This window comes from Lampropedia hyalina DSM 16112 (assembly GCF_900129055.1).
Lineage (GTDB): Bacteria > Pseudomonadota > Gammaproteobacteria > Burkholderiales > Burkholderiaceae_C > Lampropedia > Lampropedia hyalina.
Map to the genome: position 1 here is coordinate 21,847 of NZ_FQUZ01000034.1, position 11,514 is coordinate 33,360.

The 11,514-nt window shown below is 56.6% G+C and carries 10 protein-coding genes; 2 read left to right on the forward strand and 8 right to left on the reverse strand.

Going from position 1 to position 11,514, the window contains the following annotated elements:
• Window positions 1–2: 2 nt before the first annotated feature.
• The 7 genes from BUE21_RS12175 to mads1 form a co-directional block, all read right to left on the reverse strand.
• Entirely contained in the window at window positions 3–674 is a 672-nt protein-coding gene (locus tag BUE21_RS12175) for a DUF2290 domain-containing protein (RefSeq protein WP_200796738.1), read from the reverse strand.
• Entirely contained in the window at window positions 675–2,831 is a 2,157-nt protein-coding gene (locus BUE21_RS12180) for a DEAD/DEAH box helicase (RefSeq protein WP_073356932.1), read from the reverse strand.
• A gap of 59 nt (window positions 2,832–2,890) precedes the next feature.
• Window positions 2,891–4,078, reverse strand: a complete 1,188-nt coding sequence (locus BUE21_RS12185) for a GIY-YIG nuclease family protein (RefSeq protein WP_073356933.1) — start codon at window positions 4,076–4,078, stop codon at window positions 2,891–2,893.
• On the reverse strand, window positions 4,071–6,140 hold the full coding sequence (locus BUE21_RS12190) for a DEAD/DEAH box helicase (protein WP_073356934.1): 2,070 nt from the start codon (window positions 6,138–6,140) through the stop codon (window positions 4,071–4,073). The genes BUE21_RS12185 and BUE21_RS12190 overlap by 8 nt, the downstream gene beginning before the upstream one ends.
• 71 nt (window positions 6,141–6,211) lie before the next feature.
• Complete coding sequence (locus BUE21_RS12195; RefSeq protein WP_143164521.1) at window positions 6,212–6,784, reverse strand: hypothetical protein; 573 nt, start codon at window positions 6,782–6,784, stop codon at window positions 6,212–6,214.
• Window positions 6,781–9,576 carry a class I SAM-dependent DNA methyltransferase gene (locus BUE21_RS12200; RefSeq protein ID WP_073356936.1) on the reverse strand — a complete coding sequence of 932 codons (2,796 nt, stop codon included), beginning with the start codon at window positions 9,574–9,576 and terminating at the stop codon, window positions 6,781–6,783. Before BUE21_RS12200 ends, BUE21_RS12195 begins: the two co-directional genes overlap by 4 nt.
• A 58-nt stretch (window positions 9,577–9,634) precedes the next feature.
• Window positions 9,635–9,835 (reverse strand): methylation-associated defense system helix-turn-helix domain-containing protein MAD1, encoded by a 201-nt coding sequence (gene mads1 / locus BUE21_RS12205; protein WP_010378957.1) that lies wholly within the window; start codon window positions 9,833–9,835, stop codon window positions 9,635–9,637.
• Between the two features lie 329 nt (window positions 9,836–10,164).
• Between mads1 and BUE21_RS12210 the strand changes: the two genes are divergently transcribed.
• Both BUE21_RS12210 and BUE21_RS15145 read left to right on the forward strand, forming a co-directional pair.
• Window positions 10,165–10,530 carry an XRE family transcriptional regulator gene (locus tag BUE21_RS12210; protein WP_073356941.1) on the forward strand — a complete coding sequence of 122 codons (366 nt, stop codon included), beginning with the start codon at window positions 10,165–10,167 and terminating at the stop codon, window positions 10,528–10,530.
• Complete coding sequence (locus tag BUE21_RS15145) at window positions 10,527–10,883, forward strand: hypothetical protein (RefSeq protein ID WP_026437073.1); 357 nt, start codon at window positions 10,527–10,529, stop codon at window positions 10,881–10,883. Before BUE21_RS12210 ends, BUE21_RS15145 begins: the two co-directional genes overlap by 4 nt.
• A 320-nt stretch (window positions 10,884–11,203) precedes the next feature.
• Here the strand turns inward: BUE21_RS15145 and BUE21_RS12220 are convergent.
• Window positions 11,204–11,514 (reverse strand): integrase core domain-containing protein (locus BUE21_RS12220; protein WP_234971146.1); only part of this gene is annotated, 311 nt, incomplete at its 5' end.

Below are 11,514 nucleotides of genomic sequence, written 5' to 3' on the forward strand. Positions count from 1 at the left end.
TTTTAGTATGGAATCACCATATGCATGAGACCAACCTCATTTCTCGTGATGGACATAGGGAATTTTATTTTGTGTTGGGGTAAACCACCGATGAAATCATGCGTTTCCGTTTGGTAGAAATTTCGCAAGATAAACTCAACGAACCACCGAGGCGTCAGCGGTGCCGACACAGGAATACGGCAGCCCTTTACATCACCCAATGTAAGATGGCTCTTGGGATGAGCAACATCGATGTAAACACCCTCCCGCGCATCAAAATCAAAACGCATGGGGAATGGAACGATCCTGCGCTGAACGATCTCGATAAACAACTCGTCTCGCATATAGGCGTCCGGATCATCTTGAAATGGCAACAGGCTTGGCGAAGGGTAGAAGGCAAGCCTGTGCTGTAGCAGCTCATCACCTTCGACGCGGTACATCATCTGGAGCAATGCGCCATCGACAAGCCTCATGTTATATGAGCGCTTGTCAGCCAGTTCGCGATAAATCTCGGCGTATTCGATATCGCCCAGTGCAATGGAAACATGTTCCGAGCCACTGAAGGTAACGTCCGCCTTGCTGCCAGATGTTCGAATCGCAGAGAAATTTGAGTCGTCACAAACTCCTTTACCGATCAATTCAGAAATCAGTCCATCGATATCTTCTTTGATGCTTTTTGGAGTCACGGCCATCATTCATTTCCCCCCAAGGAACTTTTTGAGTTTCTCGCGGGTCGCCTCATCGAGGTCTTCCGGGTGTAGTTCACCGCTCTCCAGATCACCCAAAAGATCGGCGAGCTGGCTCTTCCTTCGCTCAAGACGCTGCCGCTCTTGTGGAGACAAATCACGATGAACAATGCGCAGCTTGCCAAGCAAGGTATCGTCGGGATAACAAAAATCCAAGACGAAGCCACGTTGCTTTAAGGCGGCAAATTCGTCGATCAACCCCTGCATCCGAGGGCCATAACCTATGATACGAACCCAAGCCTTGCTTCGAGTGATCGCGGTGAAAAGGCGGTTACGCAAACTGGCAAGGCCTGTACCATAACCATTACAGTCCTGAGCGTTGATGACGTAGACCATACCCGCTTCATTGCCCTTGGCACGATAGATTCCCGTGAATGTCACGGAGGGGGTATCGGTGCGGAAAAACACATCCGCATCCGTATCAACACCGGCCAAATGGGTCTGAACTCCCGCCTCGAAAAGCTGCCTTCTAATAGGGCCCGTAACGCCACGAGCAGTCCGCGGGTCGGAGTGGATCACGATGATGTCATCGTGGCGAAGCTCATCTTCGTTCAAGTTGGACTGAATTTGTTGAACGAGCCATGCGTTCTGCTGCGCTTCATTATCGAATTTGATGAATTGGACAAGATCATCAATACTCGAATGTTCTTCCAGAAACCTTGGGCTGGTTTCTGTGGTGCGCTCCAGAACGACCTGCTGGCCCTTCATCAATTGCCCGCTCTGAACCTTGTAGCCAATCTCCTCCCACAGCGCGGGGTAATCGAACATCTGAACTAAGCCAGTCTCTGCGCCCTGTGGAGCATCTCGATAAATACCGAATCCCAATCCGTGGGCGGACACCAGAACTGGGCGCGAGTTTCGATAGCATTTCTGCAAAATTACGTCTCGCCTACGGTCATTACCGAAAGTTACTAATGGATTCCCATGCTCATCATTGCCGAAGATTTCCTCCGGTGGCGGAAGTGAAGTTCCTGAGAGATTCTGAAGTTCATCGTAGGCATAAACCAGCCGCTTGGGCGGTTTCAGCATGGAATAGCAGAGCTTCAGGAAACTTGGCGCAAAGTCCTGTGCTTCATCTGCAAGAATGACGTCGTAGAGATGAGCTGCATCCGAAGAATTCACCAATGCAGCTTGGCAAGCTCCATCAAAAGCCTTCTCAGTTCCTCCGAATTTGTACGATGCGCTCTTGAAATCAAAAAACTCAGTTCCAGTCGCCCGGCAATACTCGTAATAAATTCCATCTCTAGCATCGCCTCCCGGCGCCCCCCAAGCATTGATAACTCGAATTTTTGTCCAATCCGGCTCTTCACCGCTCTGCTCAATACAAAAATTGTTGATCAAGCGGCGGAACTGGCCTTTGAGTGAACGAGTATGGAAAGTTACGGCAATACGCCAGTCTGGGTGCTGCGTATGCAAATAGGCGGCCTTGAGTGCCAACACGATGGTCTTGCCTGAGCCAGCGAGCCCCCGGATGCGTTGAACACCGTCCACCGTCTCTATAACAGCCTTGTTTTGACGGTGATCAAGCGTCGCAATTGAGTCTTCGAGGCGCTTGAGCTTGGCACCACGCGAGTCTTCGCGATGAACTTCTCGTTTGGAGCGGCTTTTCCGAATGCTACTTAGGCTCTCGATCGCCGATAGCGTCATTCGGTAAAGCTCATCACTACCATCTTTCCAATTTATCTCATCCAGCGCAGCAGCAAGACCCTGCTCATTGACGATGGGATAACCATTTACCGCCACAGCCTCGACATTGGCAACTCCTGGGGCAAATGACAGGACTGAGAGCGGCACCAGCAACACACGCCCTTTGACTAATTCGCGGTGCAATTTCAGTCGTGCTTCGATCTTGTTTACCAAATCGTCCTGACGTTCCGCGTATCCCCCAACGTCCGCCCCTTCGATCAAGTCAAATAACACGATTCCCTTGGAAGGGCTCACCAAGGTGGCATCTATCGAGTACTTGCCATCAGGTGTGGCGATCAATGGGTAGCCTGTAAAAACCTCACCCTGCATTTCATGCAAGGTGTCGAAACTTTGCTCTAAAGCGTCTGTCGCGACAGGCTTTTTGTTTACACCGCGTGTAATATTCAATCGATCTGCCATTATTCAAATCCTCGTTGACTCAGCGTCACAATACTGATCAATACACCTATTTTCCTGAACTACCGCACCGTCACAAGCTTTGCAGCTTTGGGGTCGTAGACATACCCGGTGATGCTGCCATCCTTGATGCGCGCGACGGCCTCGTCGATCACGAACAGCGGAACGAGAAACCATTCCTCGGGCTGCACAGGGTGACCGAAGCGGTCGTTGATAGTGATGTTCAACCGCGCGGGCGCGAACAGCCTGTGGAACAGGCTCTCCATCCGTGTGCGGTTGATGCCCGCGAGCTTGTAGGTCGCTACCACTTCGACCTTCGCCAGCAGGTAGGTGGAGTCGTGTTCGGCGTTGGCGATGCGCGTCTCCACCCTGCCGCCGGTCACGCCCATCTTGTGGATGATGTCGCGGTGCTGCGCGACATAGGGATGATCGGAGAGAGAGCGCAGGACGTAGATGGTGCCGCTTTCGACATCATCGGCATCAAGCTCGCCACCGAAGGAAAGTTGCCCGCTCTCAGGAGAGGCCAGCCGTCGCGCGGCGGGGTCGTCGTAGAACGCGCGCTGGAGCGAGCGCAGCAGCAGATTGCTTTCGGTGCCGTTGGAGAAGATGAGACGCAGGCGGCGGTCCACCTCCCCGGCGGTGGTTTTCAACGGCTCGCCGACCTCAGCAACGTAGAGAGTAAGGCCATCGAGAACGAAAAAGTCCCCGACTTCAATCGCACGGCGGCCCGCTTCGATGGGCTGGGACTGGCGCATACCGGTTTTGACTTCCGCTTGCACGCGCTCGAACAAGGGCCGGAAGGTCTCGAAGTCCTCGCAGGGCTTGCGATCCGCGATCTCCTCGGCGGCTCGCTTGTCGGCGCTGGTGCGGACATGGCGTAGGACCGTGATGTCGTCCGCTTCGGCTACGCCCGCCAGCTCGGCGGCCAGGTCGTCGATGTCGATGGCTTCATCTGCCGAAGCGGCAACGGTAGGCGCCCCGGCAAGCAAGCCCTGATGGTCTAGCGGCTCCAGCAAGGTGCGACAGTCCGGGAGCGCGCGCAACCGGTCCAGACGCACGGCGTAAAGGCGCTCGAATATGTCGCGGTCTTCACCGTGCTGCGGCGCACGGCCGTGCTTTTCGGTGAAGCGTTGGATTTCCTCGAAGCCCGCGATGACGCGCTCCTCACTGGCCGGCCGTCCGCCCTTCTTCTCAGGCGGTGCGAACTCAGCAAGCTCCGCAGCGAGTTCGTCAAGATCGGAGTTACTCATAGCGTCCCTCCGCCTTGAAACGCATGAAGGCGGCAGCGCCTTCGGCCATGCGTCGCTCCCAGGCATCCTGGGAATCGAGCGCCGGAATGCGGCCGCGCTCCTTCTTGAACTGGACGGCGCGAACAGCCATCTCCTTCGCCTCGTCCGGCGTCAGGCTCGTGCGCTTGGCCGAGATGGCCGCCGCAACCTGCTTCAAGCTGTCCTCACTCATGGTCTTGGCGAGGATGGCGTAGGCTTCGCCGAAGGGGTTGATGCGGTCGATGAGGTCGATGTCCAGCTCGCGCACGTCCATCGCGAAGCGGCGCACGCCGTCGATCAGGGCGGTGTTGGGTGACCCGTCGCTCTCACCTTCGGTGACTAGGCGCTTGGCCTGCTGCGTGAGGTTGAGGGCAGCAATGGCGTGCTGACGCACGGCCTCCTGATCTTCGGCGTCAAGCTCGGGATACTTGTCCTTGATGATTTTGCCCATGCGAACCTGCGTCAGCTCCTCGGGCACCAGCTCCTCATCGAACAGGCCGCGCTCGATGGTGGGCTTGTCCTGCACGAAGGCCGCGATGACTTCGTTCAAGTCTTCCTGACAGATGCGCGCCGCCTCCTTGCTCTTGGGCTCGGCGAGGCCCTTGATCTCGATCTGGTAGGCCCCTGTCTGCTCATTGACACCGACATTGCAGCGATCCGGGTCGTAGCCACCCTCGCCGTAGTTAAATCCCGGCGTCGGGCCGCTGTCGGGGTTCTTGGGCTTGAACTCGAAGCGCGGAGCAAGAACCTGCTCCATCAGCAGGCTGGCTGCGATGGCCTTCAAGGTATCGTTGACGGCCTCGGTGACCGCTTCCTCGGCCGCGTCCGGCTCGGCGATCAGGTTGGTGAACCTCGCGCGGGTCTTGCCGGGCGCGTCGCGGGTTGCACGGCCGATGATCTGCACAATCTCGGTCAAGCTGGCACGGTAGCCCACGGTCAGCGCGTGTTCGCACCAAATCCAGTCGAAGCCCTCCTTCGCCATGCCCAGCGCGATGATGATGTCCACATAGTCCCGGTTGTTCTTCTGCGCCGGGTCTTTGAGCGCGGCGGACACGCGATCGCGCTTGGCAGCATCGTCATCGACAAGATCAGCGATGCGTAGCACGCGGCCCCCATCTGAACCATTTGGGGGGCGCTTGACGAGCTGGAAGCCGGTCGCAGGTTCGATGCCTTGCCATTCACCCAGCGCCTCGATGATGTGCTCCACTTCGCGCATCTTGTCCTTCGTGCTCTCGCGCGAATTGACGTTGGGGATGTGGATGATGGTCTTCTCGGCAGGGTCGAGGACATTGAGAATGTCATCGACATAAGGCCCGCTGTAGAAGAAGTAGCCGATGTCGAGTTGCTTGAGGTACTCGTAGCCGTTGAGCTGCTCGTAGTAGGTGTAGGTGACGGTATCGAACTTCGACTCATCCTGCGGCGCGAGAACGGCCTCGGCGTCGCCACGGAAGTAGGAGCCGGTCATGGCGACGATGTGCGTCTTGCCACGCGCGAAGAACTGCCCGAGGTGCAAGCCGAGCTTGTTGTCCGGGTTGGCCGAAACGTGGTGAAACTCATCAACCGCGATCAGGCGGTCGTCGAACGCCTCTACGCCGTAGGCATCGACGGCGAAGCGGAAGGTGGCGTGCGTGCAGACCAGCACCTTGTCGTCGCCTTCGAGGAATGTGCCCAGCGACTTCACCTTCCCGCCGTTGTCGTTGCCTGGCGCGTTGCACAGGTTCCACTTGGGTTCGACCTGCCAATCAGCCCAGAAGCCGTACTTCGACAGCGGCTCGTCGTTGAAGCTGGCTCCGATGGACTTCTCCGGCACAACGATGATGGCCTGCTTGATGGCCTGGTGCTTGAGCTTGTCGAGTGCCACGAACATCAGCGCACGGCTCTTGCCCGATGCGGGTGGCGACTTGATGAGCAGGTATTGCTCGCCGCGCTTCTCGTAGGCCCGTTCCTGCATGGGCCGCATCCCAAGCGCATTGGCCTTGGTCGATGCGCCGTTGCGGGCATAGGTCACGGAAACGGACGGTACGGACTTGATTTTCTCGCTCATGAATTAACCGCCCCCTCGGCCTGACTCGTTACAAATCGCTTGACCAGATTCCTCTGTATAGCCACGAACGCTCAAATGCTGATTCCTGTCGGTAATTTGAAGTACTGTGGCTGTTTCTTATAAAGCAACAACCATGGGTCTTCAGAACCCTGCTGCAAGAAGTAATCAACGAATCTTGGAATCAGATCACCAGCGATATGCAGCAAGGTGTCATCAAAGGTTTCCCCTTTACTGTCAGCCTCGTAGTCATAGCGTTTTTTTGTAAAAACCCGAGCCTTTTCCTGCAGTGATGTCTTGTGGTGGAGCAGGCCCAGTTCTTTTCGCAAATGCTCAGATATACAACCATACAAATGGTACAGATTGTGCCTATCCATCCTGCCACCTTGTACGGATGAAGCAACTTCGGTATCAAGAATTTTTAATTCATTCAATTTAAATCGAGTCGCCAACGTACCAAGCTGATGATTGTGTACTGGCTCCACCAGAAGGCTTTTAAGTAAAATTTCCACTGCCAACGCAGCATTCACCTCGCTTTGCAGCTCCAGGCTATCATTCTTCATAACCAAGGCAATTTCGGCCAACTTGGCGTACTTATAGCTGGTTTCAACCATCCAGCCCGGCAAAGGGTTGGCTACATCGCTCATACTTCCCTCCTTGCGGCCTTCTTCACGGGCGCTTTCTTTGCCGTTTCTGCCGTCATCCTGGTGTAGAGGTCGAACAGCTTTTCCAGTCGCTCGGTGTCGTTCTTGAAGCGACGGCCGATGTAGATGCGCTCCAGCACTTCGTCGTTGCGGTCATGTGCGGCACGCAGGTCGGCGGGCATGTTCTCGGGGCTGTACAGGTCGGCGATGGTGGCTGGGAAGTGATGCTCCCGAGCCAGCAGAATGTCCTCCGCGCAGCGCGTGAGATCGGCTTTGTTCTTCTCGGTCAGCGTTGGGACTGGGAAGGTGTTCCAGCCGAGTGTGTTGGAGTAGCGGAAGTCTGTTTTCATCTTGCCGCAAACGGTGGCGATCCAAACCAAATGCAGACGGCTGGCGATGAGTGCCATACTCCAGAGAGGGGCGTCGTAAAGGGCGAAGGCGAGGTTGGTCACGATTGTACCTGATGGCTCAAAGCCGCAGGGCAAGTAAGCACGCGACTCAGAGGAAACGCTTGGAACGACAAGCACTGTTTCCACACCCTTTTGTCGTACCTCTCCAAAGCGATGGGCCTCCGCTGCAGACTCCACAGTCGCTTGCTTAGGGCTGGACAAGCGCATCGCTCGAACACCTTCAATACGCTTCGCAATTTCCGGTATGGATTCTGCTTCTATCAGATGTTCGTTTTCAATCCACAAGCAATAGCGCTCCAACCCACGAATAAATTCTGCGGAACCATAAATGCGGCGAATGAAGCGATTTTTTTGCTTTTCGTTCAAACCCAACGCATCGACTTCTGAACGCGACAGCAGTAAATATCCGCCATCCGTAGGCTGATTGCCCTTCGTCATTTCAGCTAGTTCAGCAAGCGGTTTACTTTGTTTATCAATGGCGACATTGCTGCTGGGGACTAAATAGGCATTAATGTTGGTAACGTCCTTAACCTCCAACCGGCCTCCGCTCTCTGCTGAAGCCTCCGTATACAGTTTACGCAGGACAGGTGGCTGCGCAGAAAGACCCACAATGACAACGGTCACGCCCGCGTTGTGGCTAGCGAGATTGGCCCATTTAAAGGACGTATAGGAAAAGTGAATCTGGCAGCCGGTTTCAAAAATGAGCGGCCATAAAATCGGCACTTGCTGCCCTTGGCAGATGGAGTTGGTTGAAACGAAGGCCGCACTGGCTGGATTACGGGCACAGTAATCCGCCGCTTTCACAAACCAGCCAGCCACATAGTCAAGAGACTTCCAACTTCTGGTGCGCTGCCCCAACACGGCCTGCAAGTCAGATTTCTGCGAAGCATCTTGCCAAGTAGACCCAAGATAAGGTGGATTGCCACAAAGATAGACTTCACCACCTTCGTTACTAAAATTTATTTCTGCCTGTTCCAATGGCGTTTGAAACAAATCATCTCCAACCAGTTTGACACTGATGCCTTTTGCTGGGCAGGCTTGCTCCCAATCCAGTTGCAGCGCATTACCGGCAGTAATCCAGTTTTCATTGCGCAGCGGCAGGAATTCGGCCAAGGCCAGCTTCTGGCCCCGATACAGCACGTCACACTGATACTCTGCGATGACCAGAGCAAGGCGAGCTATCTCCGCAGGAAAGTCGCGCAGCTCGATGCCGCGAAAATTGGTTAGCTGGATTTCTGATACGCGATCCGGTTCACCGCGCCGCCGGTTGATCTCGGCCTCGATGGCGCGCATCTCCTTGTAAGCGATGACCAGGAAATTGCCCGAACCGCAGGCCGGGTCGAAGACCCTGATCTTGGCGATGCGCTTGCGCAGGTTGAGCAACATACGGGCGTTATCGCTCGCTTCCTTCAGCTTTTCCTGAAGATCATCAAGAAACAGCGGGTTCAGCACTTTCAGGATGTTGGGAACGCTGGTGTAGTGCATGCCCAGCTCGCCGCGCTCCTCGTCTTCGGCGACAGCCTGAATCATCGAGCCGAAGATGTCAGGGTTGATCTTGGTCCAGTCGAGGCCACCGACGTGCAGCAGGTAGGAGCGGGCGATGCGGCTGAAGCGCGGTACCTCGTCGCTGCCAGAGAATAAAGCACCGTTGACGTAAGGAAACTCTGCCGCCCAGCGCGGAATGCCGGCGGCGGCCCGTTCCTCGCGCTGGGTGTTCATGGCACGAAACAGTGTGGCGATGACATCGTGCGTATTGGAGGCGTCGCGCTCACTCATCTGCGCGATAGTGTCGGTGAAGCGCCCCTTACCGATAAAAATGTCGGTGTCCTCAGCGAAGAAGCAGAAGATTAGCCGCGCCATGAGTTTGTTCATGTCGTGCCGACGCTCCGCCGTGCCCCATTCGGGGTTGTCTTTCAGCAATTCGACGTACAGACGGTTCAGGCGGCTGGTGGCCCGAATGTCGAAGGCGTTTTCACTGATCTGACGGACGGTGCTGATGCCCGCCAGCGGCAGGAAGAAGCCGAAATGGTCGGGAAAGTCCTTGAAGGCGCAGGCGACGGTTTCGCCGCTGGTCAGGTCTTCGGCCTCGAAGTCCGCGCCATCGGTGGCGAGGATGAACTTCGCCTTGGCCTTGGCCGTCGCCGGGCTGGCCTTGAGAGCGGCCAGCGTCTGGGTCACCCGCCCTGCGTCGCAGGTCAGAATGTGGATGTTGCTGGTCTGGAGAACACCGCCGAGGTCGGACTTGTTCGACGCCCCCGCGCGCAGGCGCTTGATGGTCGTCGCCTTGTTGCCAAAGGCTTCGAGGAAGGCGTAAGGGAACTCTGCGGGGTCAAAGGGCTGCTCCGCAAGGTCTGTGATGGCTTGTTCGATTTCTACGGCGTTCATGGGCGTGCAGCCCCCTCTCGGGGCGAGGCCGCCTGGTTGTTGTCGTTTTGCGGGGCGCTCATGTCTTGTCCTGAGTTTTCTCGGCTATCTGCGCGGCAATCCAGCGATCCAACTCGCTGCGACGAAACCGCCAGGTGCCGCCCAGCTTGAATCCCGGTATCTCCCCCTGCTGGGCCAGCCGGTAAACGGTCTTCTTCCCTGCCTTGAGATAGACCGCCACTTCGTCCAGCGTGAGAATTTCGCTATCGGGTTGGTTCATGTCAGGCGGCTCGCTTGGTATCGCACGGCGAAGTCTTCCAAAGTTTGGCCAAGTTTACCATCCGATCCACCCAAATGAACCTCGAATCTCGTGTGCGCAAAGCCATAGATTCGGCAGGCGCCATGCGTTGCGGCACGCTCGTGGCACCAGCTCGATGGCAAGGTCATGTGCTTTAGCCAGCAGGTCGTAGATGGTTTACGCCAAGAAGGTGGTCGGCGTGTCTTTTCCCGGGGAAAACACGCAACGTAGTACCCTTGGCCCTTCACAGCCGTGCTCTCTGTGGCCTCATCTGGATGAGACGGGCTAGGCGAATCAGCGTGAGGTGTGCGATGGGCAGGAAAGAAACCGAGGAAGCAATTGAAGAAGCCCGACGGGGCGGCTTGAAGCGGTTCGATTCCGTCGAAGCCTTGTTCGCCGACCTGAACGCCGAAGACACGCCGGAAATTCATGAAGGCAGCACGAACGTCTATGCCGACCTGGGCCGCCCCGACGCGGACGAAATGCAGGTCAAGGCCACGCTCGTAACTAAGATTAGTCGGGCCATCACGGCGCGGCAGTTGTCGAACGAGCAAGCGGCGGCGGCTCTTGGATTGACGCTGGCCGAGCTGGGCGAGCTGCTGGCCGGCCGCTTCCGTGCACATTCAGTCGATGACCTGGAAGGCTTGGCGGCGCTGCTTGATGAGGCCGGCCGATGATTGACCCGAAGAACCTGGAAACCTGGCTGCATGAGAAGGCCGGCCCGGCCCATGACGCGCTGAAAGCCTACCCGGCCCGCGCCGTCTCGGCCGACCGGGTGCGCTACACGCTCGATGAGCTACTGGCCCAATGCGACCCTTCTGCCGAGCTGACCGCGCAGGAACGGGAATGGCTGGATGCGCCGGCGGTCGGCCGTGAAGTGCTGACCCCCTTCGACCCGGCCGAACACCTGACCAATGCCGAGGCCGTGGCTGCACTCCTGGCCGATGCGGAAGCCACCGGCGACCCGGCCTACATCGAGCACGCGCACCAGGTCGCAGCACGTGCGCGGGTTATGCACGGCATCAAGTAGGGAAGCTGGCCAGCATCGTCATGCCTGGCGGTGCTGCAGGTGGATCTCATCGCCGGAAATGACGATGCGAGATCTCACGCCAAGGGAGCAGCCTAGAGCAGCCTTCATCATCCGACATGGCGATGCTCGAGCATACCGACGCGCACTACCACCTTTGACGATGTATGACCGGAAAAGACAAGGGCGACCTAATAGCCGCCCTTGTCCTTCCCAGTGAGTTAGTCGATCGGTAAGAAGAATATTCTTCTTATTCTTCTTACCCGCCGCAAGACTACGCGACGTGCAGGGATTGCCGCACCGCGTTGTGAAGTTCCCCCACATTACCGGAGGGTATAGAACACTGGATCGGCCATTTCTGGCGTTGGTTTGGAAACAGATTTCTTGCTGCCTTTCCTCCTTTTTTCAAACTCTACAGGCGACAGGTAACCGATGCCTGAATGCAGCCGGTGCGGGTTGTACCAGCCCTCGATCCAGCTAAAGATGTCGCGCTTGGCTCCTGCCTTTGTTGGCCAACTTCTCCTGTCAATCAACTCACATTCCAGACTCGCAAAAAAGCTCTCAGCCATGGCGTTGTCGTAGGCATCACCCACCGTCCCCATGGAGGGCGTTACCTTCATTTCTTTGCAACGCT

Coding starts and splice junctions, on each gene's coding strand:
- BUE21_RS12175 (WP_200796738.1), bottom strand. CDS start 674: ATGATGGCCGTGACTCCAAAAAGCATCAAAGAAGATATCGATGGACTG.
- BUE21_RS12180 (WP_073356932.1), bottom strand. CDS start 2,831: ATGGCAGATCGATTGAATATTACACGCGGTGTAAACAAAAAGCCTGTC.
- BUE21_RS12185 (WP_073356933.1), bottom strand. CDS start 4,078: ATGAGTAACTCCGATCTTGACGAACTCGCTGCGGAGCTTGCTGAGTTC.
- BUE21_RS12190 (WP_073356934.1), bottom strand. CDS start 6,140: ATGAGCGAGAAAATCAAGTCCGTACCGTCCGTTTCCGTGACCTATGCC.
- BUE21_RS12195 (WP_143164521.1), bottom strand. CDS start 6,784: ATGAGCGATGTAGCCAACCCTTTGCCGGGCTGGATGGTTGAAACCAGC.
- BUE21_RS12200 (WP_073356936.1), bottom strand. CDS start 9,576: ATGAACGCCGTAGAAATCGAACAAGCCATCACAGACCTTGCGGAGCAG.
- mads1 (WP_010378957.1), bottom strand. CDS start 9,835: ATGAACCAACCCGATAGCGAAATTCTCACGCTGGACGAAGTGGCGGTC.
- BUE21_RS12210 (WP_073356941.1), top strand. CDS start 10,165: ATGGGCAGGAAAGAAACCGAGGAAGCAATTGAAGAAGCCCGACGGGGC.
- BUE21_RS15145 (WP_026437073.1), top strand. CDS start 10,527: ATGATTGACCCGAAGAACCTGGAAACCTGGCTGCATGAGAAGGCCGGC.